At 62.6% G+C, this 21,272-nt stretch carries 20 protein-coding genes; all 20 read right to left on the bottom strand.

Features of this window, described 5'->3' with window-relative positions; all coding sequences use genetic code 11:
* Window positions 1–4 precede the first annotated feature (4 nt).
* A complete protein-coding gene (locus AC2YJX_RS18550) occupies window positions 5–514 on the bottom strand; it encodes a DUF4442 domain-containing protein (RefSeq protein WP_487256906.1) in 510 nt (169 codons plus the stop codon).
* Window positions 515–546: 32 nt separating this feature from the next.
* On the bottom strand, window positions 547–2,949 hold the full coding sequence (locus tag AC2YJX_RS18545; protein WP_487256905.1) for a 3-hydroxyacyl-CoA dehydrogenase/enoyl-CoA hydratase family protein: 2,403 nt from the start codon (window positions 2,947–2,949) through the stop codon (window positions 547–549).
* Between the two features lie 67 nt (window positions 2,950–3,016).
* Window positions 3,017–3,454: a DUF2147 domain-containing protein gene (locus AC2YJX_RS18540; RefSeq protein ID WP_487256904.1), complete on the bottom strand. Its 438-nt coding sequence runs from the start codon at window positions 3,452–3,454 to the stop codon at window positions 3,017–3,019.
* A gap of 44 nt (window positions 3,455–3,498) precedes the next feature.
* Window positions 3,499–5,295: an acyl-CoA dehydrogenase C-terminal domain-containing protein gene (locus AC2YJX_RS18535; RefSeq protein WP_487256903.1), complete on the bottom strand. Its 1,797-nt coding sequence runs from the start codon at window positions 5,293–5,295 to the stop codon at window positions 3,499–3,501.
* Between the two features lie 5 nt (window positions 5,296–5,300).
* Window positions 5,301–6,044, bottom strand: coding sequence for a TetR/AcrR family transcriptional regulator (locus AC2YJX_RS18530; protein ID WP_487256902.1), 744 nt, complete (start codon window positions 6,042–6,044; stop codon window positions 5,301–5,303).
* 185 nt (window positions 6,045–6,229) lie between these two features.
* Window positions 6,230–6,892 (bottom strand): nucleoid occlusion factor SlmA, encoded by a 663-nt coding sequence (gene slmA, locus AC2YJX_RS18525; RefSeq protein ID WP_121422251.1) that lies wholly within the window; start codon window positions 6,890–6,892, stop codon window positions 6,230–6,232.
* Window positions 6,893–7,069: 177 nt separating this feature from the next.
* A complete protein-coding gene (locus AC2YJX_RS18520; protein WP_121422250.1) occupies window positions 7,070–8,521 on the bottom strand; it encodes a sensor histidine kinase in 1,452 nt (483 codons plus the stop codon).
* A gap of 90 nt (window positions 8,522–8,611) precedes the next feature.
* Window positions 8,612–9,304: a response regulator transcription factor gene (locus AC2YJX_RS18515; RefSeq protein ID WP_055396780.1), complete on the bottom strand. Its 693-nt coding sequence runs from the start codon at window positions 9,302–9,304 to the stop codon at window positions 8,612–8,614.
* Between the two features lie 173 nt (window positions 9,305–9,477).
* On the bottom strand, window positions 9,478–10,368 hold the full coding sequence (argB, locus tag AC2YJX_RS18510) for an acetylglutamate kinase (RefSeq protein ID WP_055396782.1): 891 nt from the start codon (window positions 10,366–10,368) through the stop codon (window positions 9,478–9,480).
* 84 nt (window positions 10,369–10,452) lie between these two features.
* Window positions 10,453–11,556, bottom strand: coding sequence for a glycosyltransferase family 4 protein (locus AC2YJX_RS18505; protein WP_029413975.1), 1,104 nt, complete (start codon window positions 11,554–11,556; stop codon window positions 10,453–10,455).
* Between the two features lie 221 nt (window positions 11,557–11,777).
* Window positions 11,778–12,470 (bottom strand): lytic transglycosylase domain-containing protein, encoded by a 693-nt coding sequence (locus tag AC2YJX_RS18500; protein ID WP_431151816.1) that lies wholly within the window; start codon window positions 12,468–12,470, stop codon window positions 11,778–11,780.
* A gap of 5 nt (window positions 12,471–12,475) precedes the next feature.
* The gene (locus AC2YJX_RS18495; protein ID WP_228897400.1) at window positions 12,476–13,126 is read right to left on the bottom strand and encodes an acyltransferase; all 651 of its coding nucleotides are present in this window, start codon (window positions 13,124–13,126) and stop codon (window positions 12,476–12,478) included.
* 2 nt (window positions 13,127–13,128) lie between these two features.
* Window positions 13,129–14,145 carry a class I SAM-dependent methyltransferase gene (locus AC2YJX_RS18490; protein WP_487256901.1) on the bottom strand — a complete coding sequence of 339 codons (1,017 nt, stop codon included), beginning with the start codon at window positions 14,143–14,145 and terminating at the stop codon, window positions 13,129–13,131.
* Window positions 14,142–15,041 (bottom strand): lysophospholipid acyltransferase family protein, encoded by a 900-nt coding sequence (locus AC2YJX_RS18485; RefSeq protein ID WP_199727037.1) that lies wholly within the window; start codon window positions 15,039–15,041, stop codon window positions 14,142–14,144. Before AC2YJX_RS18485 ends, AC2YJX_RS18490 begins: the two co-directional genes overlap by 4 nt.
* On the bottom strand, window positions 15,038–16,261 hold the full coding sequence (locus AC2YJX_RS18480; protein ID WP_121422246.1) for an ABC transporter ATP-binding protein: 1,224 nt from the start codon (window positions 16,259–16,261) through the stop codon (window positions 15,038–15,040). The genes AC2YJX_RS18485 and AC2YJX_RS18480 overlap by 4 nt, the downstream gene beginning before the upstream one ends.
* A gap of 4 nt (window positions 16,262–16,265) precedes the next feature.
* Window positions 16,266–17,090, bottom strand: coding sequence for an ABC transporter permease (locus tag AC2YJX_RS18475; protein WP_233573547.1), 825 nt, complete (start codon window positions 17,088–17,090; stop codon window positions 16,266–16,268).
* Window positions 17,087–18,007 (bottom strand): NAD-dependent epimerase/dehydratase family protein, encoded by a 921-nt coding sequence (locus AC2YJX_RS18470; protein ID WP_121422244.1) that lies wholly within the window; start codon window positions 18,005–18,007, stop codon window positions 17,087–17,089. The genes AC2YJX_RS18475 and AC2YJX_RS18470 overlap by 4 nt, the downstream gene beginning before the upstream one ends.
* On the bottom strand, window positions 18,007–19,230 hold the full coding sequence (locus AC2YJX_RS18465) for a glycosyltransferase family 4 protein (protein ID WP_487256900.1): 1,224 nt from the start codon (window positions 19,228–19,230) through the stop codon (window positions 18,007–18,009). The genes AC2YJX_RS18470 and AC2YJX_RS18465 overlap by 1 nt, the downstream gene beginning before the upstream one ends.
* A 2-nt stretch (window positions 19,231–19,232) precedes the next feature.
* Window positions 19,233–20,210: a glycosyltransferase family 2 protein gene (locus AC2YJX_RS18460; protein WP_487256899.1), complete on the bottom strand. Its 978-nt coding sequence runs from the start codon at window positions 20,208–20,210 to the stop codon at window positions 19,233–19,235.
* Between the two features lie 161 nt (window positions 20,211–20,371).
* Window positions 20,372–21,265 carry a peptidylprolyl isomerase gene (locus AC2YJX_RS18455; RefSeq protein WP_487256898.1) on the bottom strand — a complete coding sequence of 298 codons (894 nt, stop codon included), beginning with the start codon at window positions 21,263–21,265 and terminating at the stop codon, window positions 20,372–20,374.
* Window positions 21,266–21,272 lie beyond the last annotated feature (7 nt).

The raw sequence follows: 21,272 nt of genomic DNA, 5'->3' as shown, positions 1-21,272 counted from the left end.
TCCTTCAATTCTTGGGGGGGCGGCTGGAAGGAACCCAGGCCCACGTAAATACACATTCGACCGGCTCCACACCGGCTTCGTCGGTCACGGTGACTTTCACCTGCACCTCGCCCTTGTCGCTGGCCAACATGGCGGCGCGCTGCTCGGCGGTGAGCGTGGCCACGGCTTTGAGGCCGCCCGTGGCGCGCTTCTTGAACGCCATGCTCAGCTCCTTGGCCAGCGGCAGGCAGTCGTCGCGCACGTTCATGCCCACAGCCATGCCGGTGGCCGTTTCGGCCAGCAGATTCATGGCCGAGGCGTGCACACCACCAATGTGGTTTTGCACACGGTGCTCGTTGGCAAGATGCACTTCGACCCGCTCAGGCGTGAGCGACACGAACTTCACCCCGGCCGTGCCGGTAAAGGGCACAGCCCGGCGCAGGATGATGTTCTGCACGAAGCCACGCAGGAAGGCAGGGGCCTCGTCCAGGCGCATCAGCGAGCGCTGCAATTTGTTGGGGGCGTGTTCGCTCATGTCGGTCTACCGGCTATCCATCGACGTCCGGATCAGTTGCGAACCGGCTTGCCGGTGGACAACATGCCCAGGATGCGCTCGTGCGTCTTGGGCTGGGCGATCAGGTGGCAGAACACCTTGCGCTCCAGCGTGAGCAGGTATTCCTCGCTCACCATCGAGCCAGCATCCACATCGCCGCCACAGACCACCTCGGCGATCATGGCGCCGATCTTGAAGTCGTAGGCGCTGATGAAGCCGCCGTCGCGCATGTTCACCAGCTGGGCCTTGATGGTGGCCAGGCCGCTGCGGCCCGCCACGGGGAACAGGCGCTTGTGCGGTGCACGCCAGCCGCTCGCGGCCATGGACTTGGCTTCGTTGATGGCCACGAACAGCAGCTCGTCCTTGTGGGGCACGATGATGTCGCTGTCCAGCAAAAAGCCCAGCTTGCGCGATTCGATGGCGCTGGTGCCCACCTTGGCCATGGCGGCGGCGGTGAAGCCTTCGGTCAGGAAAGGCAGGATGTCCTTGGATGTGGAAGCTGCCATGTTCTCGGCCGCGCGGCGGGCGATGTAGGTCAGGCCGCCGGCGCCGGGCACCAGGCCCACGCCCACTTCGACCAGGCCGATGTAGCTTTCCATGTGGGCCACACGCTTGGCCGAATACACGGCCAGCTCGCAACCACCGCCCAGCGCCATGCCATGGATGGCTGCGACGACAGGCACCTGCGCATAGCGGATGCGCATCATCAGGTTTTGCAGCTCCTGCTCGATGCTTTCCACCGCATCGGCGCCGCCGACCATGAAGGCGGGCATGGTGGCTTCCAGGTCCGCACCCACGCTGAAAGGCGCGTCGCCGGACCAGATCACCATGCCCTGGTATTCGGCCTCGGCCAGTTCCAGCGCTTCCATCAGCGCTTCCATAACTTCAGGGCTGATGGCGTGCATCTTGTTCTTGATGCTGGCGATGAGTACTTGGCCGTCCAGCGTCCAGGTGCGCAGGGCTTTCGATTCAGCAATGGTGGTGCCAGCGGTGCGCCAGTCGGGCAGGCTGGTTTCGCCCAGCAGGGCCTCGGGGAAGATCTGGCGCTCGTACACGGGCAGCTGGCGGCGGGGCACAAACTTGTTCTGCGATGCACTCCACGAACCTTGCGCGGTGTGCACGCCACCTGCGTCGGCCACGGGGCCCTTGAACACCCACTCGGGCAGCGGTGCCTTGCACAGTGCCTTGCCAGCGTCGATGTCCTCCTGGATCATCTTCGCGACTTCGAGCCAACCGGCTTCCTGCCACAGCTCGAAGGGGCCCTGCTTCATGCCAAAGCCCCAGCGCATGGCCTGGTCCACGTCGCGGGCGTTGTCGGCGATGGTGCCCAGGTGCACGGCGGCGTAGTGGAAGCTGTTGCGCAGGATGGCCCAGAGGAACTGGCCGGGCGCGCCTTCGGCGTTGCGCAGCAGGCGCAGGCGTTCGGCGGCAGGCTTCTTGAGCATGCGCGCGTACACCTCGTCGGCCTTCTGGCCGGCGGGCACGTACTCTTCGCTTTCCAGCTCAAAGCGCATCACGTCGCGGCCGACCTTCTTGAAGAAACCGGCCTTGGTCTTCTGGCCCAGGTTGCCCAGCTCCAGCAGCTTCTTCAGCACGGCAGGCGTGCCAAAGCTTTCGTAGAACGGATCGGTCTTGATGCTCAGGTTGTCCTGCAGCGTCTTGATCACGTGGGCCATGGTGTCCAGGCCCACCACGTCAGCGGTGCGGAAGGTGCCGCTCGATGCGCGGCCGAGCTTCTTGCCCGTGAGGTCGTCCACGACGTCGTAGGTCAGGCCGAAGTTCTCGACTTCCTTCATCGTGGCCAGCATGCCCGCGATGCCCACGCGGTTGGCCACAAAGTTGGGCGTGTCGTGCGCACGCACCACACCCTTGCCCAGTCCGCTGGTGACGAAGGCTTCGAGCTGGTCCAGCACTTCTGGCTGGGTGGTGGGCGTGTTGATCAGCTCCACCAGCGTCATGTAGCGCGGGGGATTGAAGAAGTGGATGCCGCAGAAACGCGGCTTGATGCTCTCAGGCAGCACTTCGGACAGTTTGGTGATCGACAGGCCCGAGGTGTTGGACGCCAGGATGGCGTGCTTGGCCACGTGGGGAGCGATCTTGGTGTACAGGTCGAGCTTCCAGTCCATGCGCTCGGCAATGGCCTCGATCACGAGGTCGCATTCCTTGAGCAGGTGCATGTGCTCTTCGTAGTTGGCCTGCTGGATCAGCGCCGCGTCGTCGGCCACGCCCAGGGGCGAAGGCTTGAGCTTTTTCAGGCCTTCAACGGCCTTGGTGACAATGCCGTTCTTCGGGCCTTCCTTGGCAGGCAGGTCGAACAGCACCACGGGCACCTTCACGTTGACGAGGTGGGCGGCAATCTGCGCGCCCATCACGCCTGCGCCGAGCACGGCGACTTTTTTCACTTGGAATCGGGACATGGGTTGGGTTCCTGGTTGGGGCGTTGCGCAACACCACTGGGGGTGCGCAACGCAACGGGAATGGGGTTTACTGGACGCGGATCCAGGTTTGCGTGCGGCCGAACGGGCCGATCGAGCCCCGCACTTCGAGCTTCTTGCCGCCCTCGATGGGGGTCATGCGCAGGGTGTAGTTGCGGCCGTTCTCGGGGTCGAGAATCTTGCCGCCTTCCCACACCTCTTTGCCGTCAGCCTTCTTGGCACCCCGGATGATCTCCAAGCCCAAGATGGGCTTGCCCTTGCGGTCATCCGAGCATTCGTCGCAGACCTCGTCGGGCTTGGCGTCTTTGGACAGGCGCTTTTCCAGCGCCCCGTTCAACACGCCGCCGCCGATGTCGCGGATGCGGATTTCGGCCTTGGCCTCGCCGGTCTTGTCGTCGATGTTGCGCCAAAGGCCTTCGGGCGTCGCCTGCGCCCAGACGGACGCCGCAGACGCTACAAAAACAATAGCTGCTACCGCTTTATACATAGGCGCTCCGTGCCAAAAAAGCTTGAAATCCGCAGGTCTACCGATCAGGCCAGGGCCAGATCCGTGTCCATGAGCACCTTGCTACCGGCACGGGCCGTGCGCATCAGCGTGGCGGTTTCGGGGAACAGCTTGGCAAAGTAGAAGCGCGCCGTCTGCAGCTTGGCGCCATAGAACGGGTCGGTGTTGCCAGCGGCGATCTCGCGCAGGGCGACCTGGGCCATGCGGGCGAACAGGTAGCCGAACACCAGGTGGCCGGCCACGCGCAAATAGTCCACGGCGGCGGCGCCCACTTCGTCCGGGTTCTGCATGCCCTTGAAGCCGATCTCGGTGGTGAACTTGGTCATCTGGTCACCCAGCATGGCCACCGGGTTGATGAACTCGGCCATCTTCTCGTTCACGCCTTCTTCTTCCACCAGCTTGCCGATCAGCTTGCCCAGCTTCTTGAGCGTGGCGCCGTTGTTGCCCAGGATCTTGCGGCCCAACAGGTCCAGCGACTGGATGGTGTTGGTGCCTTCGTAGATCATGTTGATGCGGTTGTCACGCACATACTGCTCCATACCCCATTCCTTGATGAAGCCATGGCCGCCGAAGACCTGCATGCAGGCGTTGGTGGAGATGTGACCGTTGTCGGTGATGAAGGCCTTCACGATGGGGGTGAGCAGGGCCACCATCTCTTCGGATTCGGCACGCACCTTTTCATCGGGGTGGCTGTGCACCTTGTCCAGCAGCAGCGTGCAGAAGATCTGCAGCGCGCGGCCACCTTCGGCGTAGGCCTTGGCGGTGAGCAGCATCTTGCGCACATCAGGATGCACGATGATGGGGTCGGCATCCTTGTCCTTGGCCTTCACGCCCGAGAGGCTGCGCATCTGGATGCGGTCCTTGGCGTAAGCCAGCGCATTTTGGTAAGCCACTTCGGTCAGGCCCAGCGACTGGTTGCCCACACCCAGACGGGCGGCATTCATCATCACGAACATGGCGGCCAGGCCCTTGTTGGGCTGGCCCACCATGGTGCCGATGGCGCCGTCGATGGCGATCTGCGCGGTGGCATTGCCGTGGATGCCCATCTTGTGCTCCAGGCCCGTGCAGAAGATGGGGTTGCGTTCGCCCAGTGAGCCGTCGGCCTTGATGTTGAACTTGGGCACGACAAACAGGCTGATGCCCTTGCTGCCCTTGGGCGCATCGGGCAGGCGGGCCAGCACCAGGTGCACGATGTTGGCGGTCATGTCGTGCTCGCCGGCGCTGATGAAGATCTTGTTGCCGGTGATCTTGTAGGTGCCGTCGGCCTGCGGCTCGGCCTTGGTGCGCAGCAGGCCCAGGTCGGTGCCGCAGTGGGGTTCGGTCAGGCACATGGTGCCGGTCCACTCGCCGCTGGTCAGCTTGGGCAGGTACAGGGCCTTTTGCTCTTCGGTGCCGTGGGCGTGCAGGGCTTCGTACGCGCCGTGCGACAGGCCGGGGTACATGGTCCAGGCCTGGTTGGCCGAGTTCATCATCTCGTACAGGCACTGGTTCAGCACGAAGGGCAGGCCCTGGCCGCCGTAGGCAGGGTCGCACGACAGTGCCGCCCAACCACCTTCGACGTACTTGGCATAGGCGTCCTTGAAGCCCGTGGGGGTCTTCACTTCGTGGGTGGCCTTGTTGAGCACGCAGCCTTCGGTGTCACCGCTGATGTTCAACGGGAAGGTCACTTCGGCAGTGAACTTGCCGGCTTCTTCGAGCACCGCATTGATGGTGTCCACATCCACCTCGGCGTGGGGCGGCATGGCCTTGAATTCATCGCTGACCTTGAGCACTTCGTGCATGACGAATTGCATATCGCGCAGGGGCGGCGTGTACATAGGCATGGGGTTTACTCCTTGGAGGTGGTGGTTTGGTTGGAAACTTTGCGGCGCTTGGCAGCAGCAGCGGGGGCGGCTTCTGCGGTGGCGCCAGGTTTTGCGGCGCTGTAACGCGCCAGGATGTTGTGAAAGCCCTGCACCGCCCGGGCCATGGAGCCGGGGGTCTGCAGGAACCGCGCTTCGTAGTGCAGCGCGAGGATGAGGCCGTGGATCTCGAACAGCATCTGCTCGGCATTGGTGTCCCCGCGCAGCTCGCCCAGGCCCTTGCACTGCTCGATGGCGCGGCGCATGGCGGCGTGCCAGGTCAGCACCGAGCTGGCCAGCGCGTCACGCACGGGGCCGGTGCGGTCATCAAATTCGACCGCACCGCTGATGTAGATGCAGCCCGAATCGATTTCGATGGAGGTGCGCTTCATCCAGTTGTCGAACATGGCGCTGAGCCGGGCCAGGCCACGCGGCGCGGACATGGCGGGGTAGAACACTTCCTGCTCGAAACGCGTGTGGTATTCACGAACCACGGAGATCTGCAGCTCTTCGCGAGAGCCAAAATGGGCAAACACGCCCGACTTGCTCATGCCCGTGACGTCGGCCAACGCCCCAATGGACAGGCCTTCCAGCCCGATGTGCGTGGCCAGGCCCAGCGCTGCCTCGACGATGGCCGCCTTGGTTTGCTGGCCTTTTTGCAGGGCGCGGCCGGTACCGCTGCGAGCGCGCGGGATGCGGGTGACCTGGCTGGATGAAGAGGTGGCGGACATGCGGGCAAATAAAAACGAACGTTCGTTCTATTCTGCAGCAAATTCTCCGCCCGACCAAAACCCCCGGAAAAAATAGGGAGGCCCACCCAAACCATTCGTTGCGGCGGTGCCACCCTCTGCCCCACCCCATCGCTTCCGCCCCCGCCACAGGGCCGCCCACGGCAGGCGGCACCCAGGCGGTGGTATCAGAGAATCAGCGCCAGGCTGGCTTCCAGATGTTCCGACGGCAGGCGCTTGAAACCCGAGCGCGCGTAGCGTTGCAGGCGCCCCACGGCAAACGCCGTGAGCACGCTGGCCGCGACCTGGGCATCCACAGTGGGTGTGGCCGAGCCCGCTACCGCCGGGCGCAGGCACTGGCGCAGGGTGGATTCAATGCGGTCAAAAAACTGGTTCATGCGCTGCTGCAGGCGCTCGTGCTCAAACACCAGGGCATCGCCCACCATCACGCGCACCATGCCGGGGTTGCGCTCGCCAAACTGTAGCAGCAACGCCACGATGCGCGCAGCCTGGCGCGTGCCCACTTCGGCAGACTGGTCCGGATCGGGTACATCGCGGCCGGTAATCTGCTGGACCAGGGTGAACACGGTCTGCTCGATGAAGTCGATCAACCCTTCGAACATCTGCGCCTTGCTGGCGAAGTGGCGGTACAACGCGGCCTCGCTGACAGAAAGACGCGCCGCCAACGCGGCGGTGGTGATGCGCTCTGCCCCGGGTTGCTCGAGCATGGCCGCCAGCGCTTGCAGGATCTGTACGCGCCGCTCACCCGGCTTGGGCCGTTTGCGCGCAGCCGGAGTTTCGCCCCCGTCGTCGGTACTGGCTGGCTCGGGGAGGGGCGAAAGTTCAGACATGCAGGAACAAGGGCTGGGGTAAGGCCATGCGGCCAAGGGCACCCTGCGCCGGGTTCACATGCCAGGTGGGCATGCACCGGCCTGCGGCAGGGCGTAAATCATGTGTGGAAATGATTCTCGCACAGGCCCTGGGGCGGCCCCATGGGCACGGGCGAGAGCAGCTGCCACTACGCCGATTTACAGCGGAAACACCACAGTCACCAGCAGGCCGTGCCCCAGCGGGCCGGTGCCCAGCGTGAGGGCAGCGCGGTGCACGCGCGCAATTTCGTCGGCAATGGCAAGCCCAAGCCCCGTGCCCTCGCCCACCGTACCGGGCACCCGGTAAAAACGCTGCATGACGCGCCCTCGCTCGGCATCGGGCACGCCAGGCCCATCGTCTTCCACCTCGATGAACACACGTGGCGGCCCTGCGCGCCCTTGGCGCATGCCACAGCGTATGGTCACAATGCCGCCCGCCGGGGTGTACTTGATGGCGTTGTCCACCAGGTTGGACAACAACTCGCGCAGCAGCCAGCCATGGCCGGTGACATGCACGGGCTGGACTTCCAGCCCCAGGTCCAGCCCCTTGCCGGTGGCTGGGTCGAGAAAGGTCTCCAGCAGGGTTTCGCACAGGTCCTTGAGGTCTACACGCTGGGGCGGCTGCGCGTCCAGGCTGCGCGCATCGGCGCGCGACAGTGCCAGCAGCTGGTGGGCAAGCTGCGAAGTGCGGCGCGTGGCATTGCGCAGCTTCTCGATCTGGTCAACTCCTAAAACAATAGCACCTTTCGCCTGCCCATCGTGCGCTAGCGGCAATTTTCCCTCAAGATTTGACAAGGACACCCGGGGTGGTGCCGCGGCCTTGGCCATCATGGCCCAGGCTTCGACCTGTGCCTGCAGGCCCGCCAGCGGGGTGCGCAGCTGGTGCGCCGCATCGGCCACAAAGCGGCGCTGCCCTTCCGCCTGCGCATTGACCAGTGCAAACAGGCGGTTGAGCGAGTGCACGAGCGGGCGCACCTCGGCGGGCGACGAGGCTTCGTCGATAGGGCTCAGGTCACGCGGCGAACGGTGCTCCACCGCTTCGGCCAAGTCCACCAGCGGTTTGAAGGCCCGGCCCACAGCCCAGTGGATGGCCAGCGCGGCGGCGGCCACCAGCACCAGGTTGGGCAGCAGCACCCGCAGCAGGAGCTGCTGCGCCCATTGCTGGCGCGGGTCAGACCCGTCGGCCAGCGCCACCACCAGTTCGCCAGCCCCGGTGCGACCACGCTGCACCGCCACCCTATAGGTCACCCCGCCAAACTCAACGCTGTGGAATTCGGGCGCATGGGTGGTGGGCACGGCACTGTGCACCCAGTCGTCGCCCAGCAGCAGGCGTCCAGAGATGTCGCGCACGCTGTAACCCGCAAACCCGGTGTTCTGGCGCAGAAAGTCTTCGACCGGAGGCGCCAGCAGCAGCAAGGGCGGCTCGTGGTCACGGATGGAGGGGGCCAGCACCGAATCTGCCAGAGCGGGCAACAGCCGCAGCAGGCGCTGGTCGTGCCGCCCGGCGGCCTCGTCGGCCGAGCGGTAGTCGAGCCACACGCCCACCAGAGCCAGCGCGCACAAAGGCAGCACCAGCAAGATCAGCAGCCGATTGCGCAGGTCGGAGGTCATGGCACGCAGGCCGGGCCGTGGGGAAGGGATGGCTCGGTCCGGCGGCGTCATCATGATCCTTACCGACGGCTTCAGCCAGGCCGGTTCCGCTCAGGCGGCCTGGAGTTCAAGCCGATAGCCGAACCCGCGGATCGAACGCAGCGCCACGCCATGCGGCTCCAGTTTGCCGCGCAGCCGGGAGACGTAGACCTCCACCGCGTTGGGCGTGATCTCCTTGTCCCAGCCCGTCAGAGCCTGCAGAAGCTTGTCCTTGCTGGCAGGCTTGGGGGCATTGATGAGCAGGTACTCCAGCACAGTCCATTCGCGCGGACCGAGCTCAATGACCTGCTCCCCGTCCCCGGTACGGATGCTGGCGCGGCGGCCAGCCGTGTCCAACTCCAGCGGACCAAAACTCAACACCGCTGTGGTCGCGGCCTGCGAGCGGCGCAGCAGGGCGCGCAGGCGTGCCAGCAGTTCAGGCAACTCGAAGGGCTTGACCATGTAGTCGTCGGCCCCGAGGTCCAGCCCCTGCACGCGGTCGTGCAGTGCATCGCGCGCAGTGAGGATCAGCACCGGCAGGGCGGGGCTTGCCATATCAGGGCGGCGCAGGCGGCGGGTGAGTTCCAGCCCATCCATGGCCGGCAGGCCGATATCGATGATGGCCGCGTCGAACGACTCGGTGCGCAGCACCTCTTCGGCGCGCTCACCGCTTCCGACCCAATCCACGGCGTACCCCGCGTCGGTCAACCCCAGCTTGATGCCGCTGGCAACCATCACATCGTCTTCGACTAGCAAGAGTCGCATATCAACCCACTTGTTCGCTGTGCATAGCAGCATGCCCGATAGGCTGGCGCAGCCTCATCCGGCGGCCGCCGTGCAAGGGCAGCCAATACCCTGTGCTGGCGCTGGCGACGTCACCCACCCCGCGAAGCGAGAGAAGGGAGAAGGCGAGAAGCGACCCAGAGGGATAGACCATTTCAATGGCTACGAATCATGGTCCCGTAGGCCTGGTCGGTCAGGATTTCGAGCAGCATGGCGTGCGGCACACGCCCATCAATGATGTGCACTGCGTTCACGCCGGCCTTGGCAGCATCCAGCGCTCCCGCAATCTTCGGCAGCATGCCGCCAGAGATGGTGCCGTCGGCAAACAGCGCGTCGATCTCGCGGGCCGTCAGGTCTGTGAGCAGATTGCCCGCCTTGTCCAGCACGCCGGGCGTGTTGGTCAACAGCATCAGTTTTTCAGCTTGCAGCACCGTGGCCAGCTTGCTGGCGACCACGTCGGCGTTGATGTTGTAGCTCTCGTTGTTCTCACCAAAGCCGATGGGGCTGATGACGGGGATGAAGGCGTCGTCCTGCAGCGCCTTGACCACACTCGGATCGATGGAGACGATGTCTCCCACCTGCCCCACATCGTGCTCGATGGACGGGTTCTTGTTGTCCACCATCTTGAGCTTCTGCGCACGGATCATGCCGCCGTCGCGCCCCGTCAGGCCCACGGCCTTGCCGCCGGCCTGGTTGATCAGGCCCACGATATCCTGCTGCACCTCGCCGGCCAGCACCCACTCGACCACTTCCATGGTCTCAGCATCGGTCACGCGCATGCCCTGGATGAACTCGCCCTTCTTGCCCAGGCGGTTCAGCGCCGTCTCAATCTGAGGCCCGCCGCCGTGCACGACCACGGGATTCATGCCCACGAGCTTGAGCAGCACCACGTCCTCGGCAAAGTCGGCCTGCAGCGCGGGGTCGGTCATGGCGTTGCCGCCATATTTGATGACCATGGTCTTGCCATGGAACTTGCGGATGTAAGGCAGCGCCTGGGCCAGGATTTCAGCCTTGTCGCGCGGGGCAATCGAAAGAAGGTCGGTCATGGAGGCGGGCCATCCAGAGAAAACGGTGAGGCGCAAATTGTGCCGCATTCGCGCGGCGCGCTGGGTTTGCCAGCACACCCGCCGTCAGTGGCGCAACCAGTTGGGTACCTTGAAACGCACAATGGCCAGGTAGGCCATCACATAGCTGATGACGAACAGGCCGCAAAACGCCATCAGCAGTGGGGTATTGCTCCAGAACAGTACCGCAGGCACCACCGTCAGCAAGGTGAAGCCCCACAGGTAGGGGGATGTGCGGTTATTGCGCATCAACACCCTGCGCGATTCATCGTCATGGAAGACACCCCGAACAATGCGACGGTAAATCAATTGGTGAAAGTGCAGCGCATCGGCCACGCCGGGGGAAACGCCCCGCACGGTCTTGCGGTAAATCGAGAAGATCGTTTCCCAGACGGGGTAGATCAACAAAAGCATGGGGAACCAGGGCGAAACATCGGCGTTGCGCTGCACCAGGGAAATGCTGGCCAGGGCAATCACGCCGCCCCACACGTAGGCACCGCCATCTCCCGCGAACAGCATGCCGCGCGGGTAGTTCCAGACCAGAAACCCGCCCGTCGCCGCCGCCGTGGACACCAACAGCGCCGCCAACGCACGGTCCCCCACCTGCAGGGCCACATGGGCCAGCGCCAGACAGACGATCAGAGCCACCATGCCCGCCAGGCCGTTGTAGCCATCAATGATGTTGAACGCATGGGGAAGTCCCGCAACCGCCAGAACTACCACCGCAACGCCCAGCCAGGGAGCAGCGGCCAGCAAAGAATCCAGCCAAGGCCACCCCATGCGCGGCAAGGTCAGATCCAGCAGGATCACCGCCAGAGCGCCGGATGCACCGGTCAGGCTCAACCGGTAACGCACGGACAGGCGCTGGGTCATGTCCTCCGCAATGCCGCCCAGCGCGGCGGGCAGCAAGGCCACCAGCCAGCCCCCCACCCAAGCTCCGAGCTTCAGCGAGCCGGGATCACCCCAATGGGTAGATTGAAGAACACCAAGGCCCCAACTGCACCCAATGCCCAGAAGCAGTGCGGCGCCCCCCAAGCGGGGAACGTCCCCCAGATGAAAGCGTTGGGGCATGCCGTTGCCGTACACGGAAGCGTGGCTGTGCATCCACCGCACGATGAACCCTGCCGCCAACGCTGCAACGATGAATGCCACCACAGATAACCAGATCATGAGCGGCCGATGGTACCCGCACTCGGTCCCAGCACCTGTAAGAAAGCGCTATCCACGCAGCCCCACCCCAGCGGACTGGGGCTGTTGGCATGCTGCAAGGACGCCATGTGGGCAGCCCCTGGCAAGACTCCACCACGAAGGTCCGAGCCTGAATCAGGCCGTCCCCCCGACAACCCCGAGGGGGCCATGGAGAGGTTCATGCGGTCAGAACCCCGGGGCCACTACCGAAGCAAGCCACGGTAAAAACGCATCACCTTTTCCACGTACTGCTGCGTTTCGGGATACGGAGGGATGCGCCGACCATACTTGATCACGGCACCTTCCCCTGCGTTGTACGCCGCCAGCGCCAGTTCCTTGTCGCCATCGAACATGCGCAGCAGATCGGCCAGGTAGCGGGTGCCAATCTGCGCATTCACTTTGGGTTCCATCGCGGCATGCTCTCCGTCTGACGAAGGGCGCGCTGCAACCCCATAACGCTCAGCCGTTGCCGGCATGACCTGCATCAGCCCCAACGCACCTTTGCGCGAAACGGCTTTCACATTGAAGGCCGACTCTGCTGCCGCGACGGCAATCACAAATGCGGGGTCCAGCGACTGCGCCACCGCCGCCGCTTCCAGGTGCTGCTTGACGTCGTCATAGCCCGGAAACTGCAGTGCAGAGGGGCTGCGATCCTTGCCCTTCACCACCGAGGCGGGAGGCACACGGCTGAGCCAGATCACACCCCGCGTAGCCGCCGAAGGAGGCACATTGCCGATGTGGGTTACGCCCTCCCCATCCACAAACTCCCACACCTGGTTCGCCCAGGAGGACGGCAACCATCCCCCAACCAGAAAAACCAAGAGCATGACACCACGCATGACCGTCCCAAGCGATGGGAGATCGCGCTCGTCAGACTCCTTCCAAAACAGACTCATGGTTCTCATTTGACCTCGCGCCCTTCGCGAAAGAAACTTTTCAGCCCAGCACCGACCCGTTGAAACCAGGAGGCCGCTGCCTCGGGCTCAGGCTCCGGCCATGCCTCCCCCCGCCTTGAACGGATCAGCCGGGCGGGCATACCTGCAGCCACCATGCCCGCCGGCACATCCTGTCGTACCAGCGCCCCGGCTGCCACGACCGCGCCACGGCCAATCGTCACGCCCTCTAGAACAATCGCGCCCGCACCGATCCAGGCGCCGTCTTCCACAACGATTCTTGCCCGGGTGATTCGGTTGCGCGCAATCACCACATCCCCCCCATCGATGGCATGGCCGGCAGACAGCAGCTTGGCATGGGGGCCAATCAGGACATCCTCACCAATCTCCAGGCCACCTTCACCCGACAGGTAGCCTCCCACATTGACGATAGTACGGGCTCCGATGCGGATACCCACGCAGGGATCTGCTACCACATCGCCCAGCACCAGCCGTGTCTGGGCATAGATACTGACCCCGTCGGCCAGGCACAAGACATCGGAGCGCTGGCCGAAACGCATGACCGAGACGGACGGGTCGATCCGACATTCGGCGCCCATGCGATCCACACCTGCGTGTGACGCCGTGAAAGCAGGAATTCCCAGCAGCATGTCCGTCATGTTCACCGGCTGTGATGCGAGCCCATGAGCCTGCGCCAACGGCTGCGCCATGCGCGATCGTTCAGTTCCGCCGTCCTGGCCTGCAACGCTATTAGCGTGGTCGCAAGCTCAGACTCCACCAGTGTCTTTTCGGATCGCAGCGAACCCACCTCTGTGCGCAACTCATTGATCTCTTGCTGGAGTTTCCCAATGAGGTCCTTGGCTTCCGCAAAGGCCTTCTGGTGCTCCAGCAACGAAGCTCGTTCGCGCTGGTGCAGCACCGTCAGTGCTTGCAACTCGTCGCGCAAGCTTTCCGCCATGCCCCGAGCCTCTTTCAGCTCCCACGTTGGGGCATCCACAGAAGGCGTGACCACCACCATCCACTGGTAGACGTCAAAGTCCTGCCACCCAGCCAACAACGCCTGGCGCTGGTCGCCCGACAGGGCGCTCCAGTAGCCGGCGAATTCGCTGCATTCAACGGGTACCCTATTGGCTTCCCAGACCCGGGGAGCCCATCCGCAGTCCAGCAACATCTTCTCCATGCTGCGTTTGGTAAAGAAACGGACATGGGTCCTGTCCAGTTGGCCCTTGTCGGAATAGTCAAAGATGCCGCTTCGCATAGAAGCCAGAACCCCGGCATAGGCGATGTTCGGAACGGAAATCAGTAGACAGCCCATGGGAGCGACCAACTCACTCAACCGCTGCAGCACATCCTCGGGCTTTCTGAGGTGTTCCAGCACATCACACGCCATCACCGTATCAAACTGCCGACCCTTGAGCGCATCCAGCCAGTCGGTGTTGTCCAGATTTCCAGGGATGACCTCCACGTCCAGTGTCTTGAGCACTTCCAGCGCCTCGGGGTCGTTTTCCACCACCGTGACGCGATAGCCCCGAGCCAGGAGAACACGGGTCATGGCGCCAGGGCCCGGCCCAAGCTCCAGAACCGAGCCGCCACCTGGTGGCACGCGGCGCAGCAACCGAGCAGCCCACTCCTCACCATTCGGGTCGAATGCGTAGTCGTATCGCTCAATATTGGTCATGCATTTCCCTCCGCCTTTGGCGCCGGTTCGGGCTGCCACATCTGATCCCACAATCCCCACTGCCACCATGCCCAAGGCCGGGCCAGAACATCCTGCTCCAGCCGCTGGATGACTCTATCGATCGCCTGCCTGGGATTTTCCGGCAATGGCTCGACGACAACCTCCAGATGGTCAGGGCGTCGGGAATAAGTCACAGCATGCAGCAGCGGAACGCCCGTGGATTGCGCCAGACGCTCAATACCTGTGGGCAGACTCAGGTTTCCGCCCAGAAATGGGTTACCACGCAAACGGCCAAACTCGGGTCGCCATGCATCAGCCAGAATCACCCACGCTTGCCCCGCCCGCAGGCTTTCATGCACCGGGCGCAGCCCTTCACTCGTGGTGTGCCATTTTCCACCGGTCACCTCGGTATAGCCTTGAATTTTTCGCAGCAAAAAACGGCGCTGCGCAGCCTCAAGCTCCGGGTTGTCCAAGACCGGCATGGTCAGAACATTGGTGGCGACACCCTCCCTCGCCAAAGCAACCGGGGCCGTCAGAAGCCGGTCATAGTGATTGAGAACCAGTATGAAGCCCTTGCCTTGGCGAGCCAGGCCTTTGGCAAACTCGGCACCTTGCAGATCAATGGTCGGCCCTCCGGAACGGCCCAGGCGGCTGAAGGCCATGGCATCCACCATCTCCTGCGCTAACATGTCCAAGTGGGCACGAGCCCATTGCGCATGCTGCCCCCCCGTGGCTTGCGGGAAGACCCGGACAAACAAGCTTTCGAGCCAGCGCAGCAGGTGCTCGCGCTCCGCAGCTGATTCCCGCCCTATCCGCCCGGCCAGCCGCCAGGGCAGGGTCGTAGGCAGCCGGGCAATGAAAGGGAATAGCAGGTCCAGAGACCAGGCTCGCGTCATTCCACCAGCACCCATTCGTGTTCCAGCCAGGCAACACCAAACTCCCGGTGCTTCTGGTTCAGCACGGTAAAGGGCTGGATAAGTTCCGCCATGTCCAGCACCTGGATACCTGAATCATCCAGGACATAGACGCTCCAGAGGTATTCACCCGACAGGAGCGGTAAGCGTGGGAACCTGGCGCGAATGCGGTGGCTGCCAGTGCCCTGCAGCGGCTTACCCTCGGCACGAAACTGCGTGCTCGTGCCAAAAACGTTGTCCTTGTCCGGGCGAACAATTGCAAACAACACATGAAACGGCGCGTCAGCATAGGACTCGATCTCGATCTCTACCGACAGATCCTGAAACGAATCCACCTGCGCAGGGTTGATGCCGTCCCCCGTTTCGATCGTCAGGCCTGCGATTTTTACCAGCGGTGCTCCCGACGAAGACGCCGCTGCGGGCTGCGCCGCTTCATCCTTTTTTGCAGCCTCATGGGCTTCGACGCGCAGGTGGGCATACCTGCGTCGCTCATGGGATTCGTAGGCGGTCACCACGTCCTCGGTCGCTCCGATCGCTTGCACGCGACCACCGTGTATCCATGCCGCCCGCTGACAGAGGCTTCGTACCTGATACAGGTTGTGGGAACAGAAAAGCACCGTGGCGCCTCGCTCACGAAGCTCCAGAATACGATTGAGACTCTTCTTCTGGAAATGCAGGTCGCCCACGGAGAGCGCCTCGTCCACGATCAATACATCCGGATCGATGGCCGTCGCAGCGGCAAAAGCCAGCCGCATGAACATGCCCGATGAGTAGGTCTTCACCGGCCGCTCCAGCGTCTCCTTGGTCAACTCCGAGAACGCAGTGGCACGGACAATGAAGTCCTCCATGGCGGTGCCCTCCAGCCCATGCAACGCGGCCATGAAGCGGATGTTGTCGTAGCCGGACTCCTCCGGGTGAAACCCCGCGCCAAGCTCCAGCAACGCGGCAACGCGGCCTTCTTGAAACACCTGCCCACGGGTGGGACGGATGGTGCCTGCCGCGATTTTCAGCAAGGTGCTTTTGCCCGCACCGTTTTCACCGATGAGGCCAAACGTTTCGCCGGCCTGCACCTCAAAATCCACCCCGGTCAAAGCGACATGTATACGGTGGCGCTGCTTACGCGTCACCCACTCCCAAAGCCGGTCCTGCGGACGGCTGTAGACCATATAGGTCTTTTCAATGCCTTCAAAGCGGATCGTCATGGCTTTACAAGGCCTCGCCCAGTGCAGACTTCATTGAGCGGAAGAACCACCACCCCCCTCCACCCAGCAACAACACCCATACGGCCAAGGCCACGGGGGTTCCCGGCGGTACCGGCATATGCAATACAGTGCTCTGCACCATCAGGACCAGGCACGCTACGGGGTTGAAAAGGAACCAGCTGTGGAATTTCTCCGGCACCTGGGACAGGGGGTATACGACAGGTGTCAGGTAGAACCAGAGCTGTAGCGCGAAGGCCACCATGGAGCCCACATCACGCCACAGAAAGTGGGCCATGCTCAGCAGCAACGTAAGACCAAAGGTCAGCGCAATCTGGGCCAGCACCAGAATCGGTAGCCAAGCCAGTGACGCGTAAGGCCCCACACCCTGCACCACCGACAAGACAATCAACAGCGCATAGCCAATACCCAGAACGAGCAGGCTGCCGCCAACGGACACTGCGGGCAGTATCTCCGCAGGCATAGGCTGCTTGCGCAGAAAATCCTCGTACGCCGCCAAAGACCCAACCCCCCGGCCAATGGCATCGGTAAAGGGCAGCCAGACTGCAAGCCCTGCCAGAAGGTGCAGCAGATACCCATTGTTCACGTCCAGCCCGGGCACCCGCACTGCCAGCACCAAGCCAAAAAGAACATAGAAGATGGCCAGCGTGGCGACGGGCTGAACAAAAGCCCAGGCAAAACCCAATACCGAACCGGCATAGCGGGTCTTGAACTCGCGCACCATCCAGTACCGCCAAAGCACCCACAGCTGGCGCGCATTGCGCGGCGCTGCCGATGAGACCCCAGTGGAATGGGAAACAGGGCGCGTCATGCTACCGTCCGCAACCATTCGACCGATTTGGCCACCCCGTCCTCGAAAGCCATCGTCGGCTTCCAGAACAGCTCGTTCTGGGCACGCTGAATGTCCAACACATTGACCGGTGGGTCAAAAGCACGCGCAGGGAATACACGCCGTTCTACGGCATGCCCCAACAACTGCTCCAGTGTGTGCACAATATCGTTGACGCTGTGCCCTGCACCACCGCCAATGTTGAATATCCGGGTCTCCCCCTCATGGCGCGCCGCTGCTGCGAACGCATATCCCACATCCGCAGCGTAAACAAAATCGCGCACCACGGACCCGTCCCCCCACACATCCAGCGGTTGCGCATTGAGCGCACGGTGTGCAAAAACGGCAATCACACCTTGGACCCCATGGGGTTGCTGCCACTCACCGTAGGGATTGCTCAAACGCAGAATCCGGCATGGCAGGCCATGCTGTGCCTCTTCGATGCGCAAGTGGTGCTCAATCGCCAGTTTGGTGGCGCCGTAGGCCCCCATGGGCATGGTGGGGTGGGCCTCACACAAAGGCACATACTGCGGCCGCCCGTACACCGCCCCACCGGATGACGCAAACAGCAACTTGGGGCGCGCGGCCTTTTTGCGCAATTCCTGAAGAAGGCGCAAGGTTCCCACCAGATTGGTCTGGACATCCTGGATGGGGTCCTCACTGGCCGTGGCCGGCACCGTGGAGGAAGCGAGGTGAACAATCACGTCTGCCCCCCCCACCACATCCCACCAGGAGGGCAGGTCAAAACAATCTGCCTGCACCTCTCCCGCCAGCCAGGGAGCACTACCCGCAGCCGACAATGACCGGTCTACCGACCACACCTCTGCGCCTTCCGACGCCATGGCACGCCCAATATGGCGCCCCAGAAACCCAGCACCTCCCAGAATCGCGCAACGCATCAGGAAGCCTCCACTTGCTGCTGGGTGCGCGCGTGCAGCAGGGCTGCTTCAAAGTCCTTCGCAACCATGTCCCAAGTCTGCGCCCGCGCAAACTTTTCGGCCCGCGCGCTCAAGGCATGGCGCCGTTCATCGTTTTGCAATAAGTCACAGACTGCATCCGCCAACCCCTCGGGCGAAGACTCCGCCAAAGCGGCCACGTCTTCATTGAGGAGCCATTCCACATTGGGCCCCCGATTCGAAACCACAGCACAACCCGAAGCCATCAACTCCAGGGGCAACAGCGATGCATTCGTGAGCGACAGAACCAGCGCCACATCGCACTGGCTGTAGAGATCCGGCAGATCATCGAGCGCCACGGTTCCACACCCCAGGTGTGGAAACGGAATGTGATAGCCAGCCGTGTCCCAGCCTGCCAGTACGAACTGGACGTCGGGCATTCGCTCCCACACTGCATTCAGCACCAGAAGTCCTAACTCAAACGCCCTGCGGGGCGTGGGGGGACGCGCGTAGAAGAAAACCCGGCGAATTTCCGGCTCCCTGCGCGGCAAGCGCCGGTAACGCTCTAGTTCCACTCCAAAACCTACCGGGTGGGTGGTCATGCCATATTCGTTCGCCAACTTGCTGGCCAGCCAGCCGCCCGCCGTGATCCCGAAAAATCCAAAGCTGTAAGTATTCTGTGCCAGGACCGACTCCGACCCGACGGGGTAAAAATGCGGCTCGTAGTCCTGTACAAAGTAGAGCTTGTGCTTCGCGCCCGTAAAGGCGCGTACGGTGTAGGCAGTGTCCCATCCCGTAGCAACGGAGAATTCGCACGGCGGCAGATCTTCAAGACCCAACAACACCTGCGCCTGAAGCGGAAAGAAGTGCTTCCGAATGGCCTCGCGGGCCTCCTGCGCATCGTGGTGCATGACGGGCTTGCCGATCACGATACTGGAGGTGTAGCCCATCTGCTCCAGATGCCAGATGGTGCGGAAGATGTTCAGATGGCCACCGGACCCGACATTGAAGTCAGGAATGAACCACAGCAAGGTGCCCGGCTTGGCCTCACCCGACTGGGCAGGCAAGACATAAGGCAGGGCAAAGTCGTAGTGGCGAAAGACATCCACATACCTCCCTGGGCCTTGGCGCAGGCGACGCACCACAGCACGCAGGGCGGCAAAAACGCCTTCCTTGCGCGCCATTTCTTTCACACGCCAAATCTTCTTGGACAGATTCAACGCCATGGTCAGACAGCTCCCGCACGCTGCAATTGCTCATCGCGCGACACCGAGCGCAGCAGCCAAGCGGGCAAACGGTCATGGTGCGTGCCCAGGTATTGTCCCGAAACCCTCGCCATTTCAATGAAGCCCATGTAAATCGCATTTTTACAAAGGCGCCAGCCCTGCAGCCCCCCGCTGCGCAACCAGCCAAGATCCCGCTTAGCCAAGTACAGACCAGACTTCAAAGCCTGCGCCAAGCTGTCCTGAATGCGATAGCCAAAGTAGAGATGGAATGAGCGTGCTTCGTCAAAATTGCGCTGCAACGTCTCCCACACACCGAAATCGTGCGAATGGTAGACCACCGCATCTGGCACAAAGGCCTTCGCGTGCCCCGCCTCAATGGCGCGCAGCGCCCATGTCTGGTCCTCTGCAAATGCCACTTCTGGCAAAGGCAATTGCTCCCACACCGAGCGGCGAATGCATGAATTGTTGCTGGAGAAAAAGTGCAGCCACTGGCGATAGCCAGGATCTCTGGCAAACCGGGCGGGGTCTTCAAGGCGAACCACAGATAGCTTGTCACCAAAGCCGGCAAAATGCTGACTCAGTTCGCAGTGCGTAATATGCCGCGCTTGGGGATGGGCTCGATGAGGACCAAAAGCCCCCGCGACGCCTGGCTCAGCATCGCAGCCCTGCACCATGTTGTACAGCCATTTGGGGCCCGCAGGTCGCGCGTCTTGCGTGATAAATACCAGAAACTGCCCCCTTGCCATGGAAGCCAGTAGATTGCGGGTACGGCCGTGGCCGAACTCTGCAGCAGGAATGGTCTCTACACGAACACCACGCTGCCGGGCACATTCCACAGAATTATCGGATGAACCGGAATCCACAACGATAACCTCGAATGGCCAAGGTACTTGCTGCGAGAGCACAGCATCCAGCACTTCACCCAGCAAGGGCCCTCCGTTCTTGACGGGGATCAACACGGAGGCGCGTATTTCAGTCATTGTCTAGGTGCAGCAAGGTCTCGCTCAGGATACGGCGTCATATGCCCTGCGCCTGACAGCGATTCAGGGCGACAGGCCTAGCGATCCGCAAAACCTGCCATTGTACTGTGCACCCTTTGTAATCAGCCCTGCCCGCCAACCCCCAAGGCTCCGGACGCCCGCTAATTTGCTGCAGACTGTTTCGAGAACAAGGCCCTGATCGCCGCACCATCCAAATCCACCCCGTACTTCTTGAAAAGATCCTCCCGGACTTTCTTGCTTCCCTCTTGGCGGCAGTAAGTGACTGCGCGGGTGGGCACGGAAACCGCCACATCGCCCCAGGCCAGCTGGCGGCCTTCACGTTTTTCGTCTACTTTGAAGAGATAGGCAAAATCACCCTCCCGAATCGGACCTACCATTTCACCTTGCTTGGTAGTGGCCAGCACACGCAGGACGCTAGCGTCTTCTTCAAAAAGGGTAACCCAACCCAGATCGCCCTGGGCATCAAGCTTGTACACGGATTCCGCCTGCTTGGCCAAATCGTCAAACGATTTCGCACCGGAGGCCACTGCCTGGGCTTGCTTCATCAACCATGCCGCTGCGGGCTCACCCTCAAGGGACTCAGAAGCCGGGAGAATCACGCGACTCAACCGCGCCATGGGAGGCACCCTGAAAGCCTGGGGATGATCCTGGAAGAACTGGCGAGCGGCAGTTTCGTCCGCCGGAGGCTTGCAGGCTGGCGCGAGCTTGGTATACACAGCCTGGGCATAAACATCATCAAAACGCTGCGCCTCCTTGCCCTCTTCTCGGGGCTGGCCCATTGCAGCACCTTCCAGCGCTAATGCCCGGACCAAGGCCATTTCCCGCAAGGTGGTTTGCACACCCCAGACGTTCCGGCTGGTGGAGCGCAAATCCACTCGACGATCCAAATACACGGACAAATCAGCCTTGGTAATGGTTTCACCATTGGCAAAGCGCACCAGCGCCTCCGCTGCCCCAGCCGTAGAGACTGCGACTGTCAGAGCAACAGCAACAAAAGCGCGGGGCCAATTCAAGTTCTGCGAAAAATGACTCATAGCAATA

Source organism: Acidovorax sp. SRI_002 (assembly GCF_057586455.1).
Note: the sequence above shows the minus strand (reverse complement) of the source record. Positions and strands in the feature narration are given on the sequence as shown.